At 65.4% G+C, this 892-nt stretch carries 1 protein-coding gene; it reads right to left on the bottom strand.

What is annotated here, in order from left to right; genetic code table 11:
• The coding region (locus tag ACIPVK_RS21765) for an acyl-CoA dehydrogenase family protein (RefSeq protein ID WP_407614066.1) at positions 1-892 on the bottom strand (892 nt) is incomplete at both ends.

The following is an 892-nucleotide window of genomic DNA, read 5'->3' as shown; positions in this document are numbered from 1 at the left end:
CCAGTCCTCGATGTAGCCGTTGCCGCCACGGATTTCCATGGCCTCGCCGGTGACCCAGCGGGCCTTCTTGCAGATGTAGTGCTTGGCGATCGGGGTCAGCACGCGGATCAGCGACTTGGCGTTTTCGTCCCCGGCATCGGCCTTCTGCAGCATGTCGCCGGAGTGGAAGATCAACCCGAGGGCCGCCTCGGCCTCGAGGGCCAGCGGCAGGATGGTGTTGCGCATCAACGGCTGTTCCATCAGCGGCTTGCCAAAGACCACCCGGGCGCGTGCATGCTCGACGGATTCGGAGACGGCGCGGCGCATCAAGGCGGCCGAACGCATGGCGTTGGACAGGCGGGAGGTGTTGATCATCTCTGCCATCTGCTTGAAACCGTGGTCAAGGCGACCCACCTGCAGCGCGTAGGCGCCATCGAGGGTGATCTCGCCCGAGGGCATCGAGCGGGTGCCCATCTTGTCCTTGAGGCGGTCGATCACGTACGAGTTGCGGGTGCCGTCGGGCAGGACCTTGGGAAGCATGAACAGGCCCACGCCGCGTGTGGTGTCGTCCCCGCCCGGGTACTTGGCCAGGGTCAGCACCACGTCGGCATCCGGGTTGGAGGTGAACCACTTCTTGCCGGACAGGCGCCAGCCGTCGCCATCTGGAACGGCCCGGGTTTCAGTCATGGCGATGTCGGTGCCGGCCTGGGTCTCGGTCATGAACATCGCACCGGTGTAGCGGGTTTCCGCGTCAGTTGAGGTCAAACCGTCGATGTAGGCGCCGAATAGCTTGGGATCGCCGAACTTGCGCAGCGTGCGGGCCGCGGCATCTGTCATCGAGACCGGGCAGGCCAGGCCGAACTCGGCCTGCACGAAGACGTAGCTCATGGCGTACTTGGCCAGGTGCGGGGGA

The sequence above is a fragment of the Paeniglutamicibacter sp. MACA_103 genome (assembly GCF_045798555.1).
GTDB lineage: Bacteria > Actinomycetota > Actinomycetes > Actinomycetales > Micrococcaceae > Paeniglutamicibacter.
Note: the sequence above shows the minus strand (reverse complement) of the source record. Positions and strands in the feature narration are given on the sequence as shown.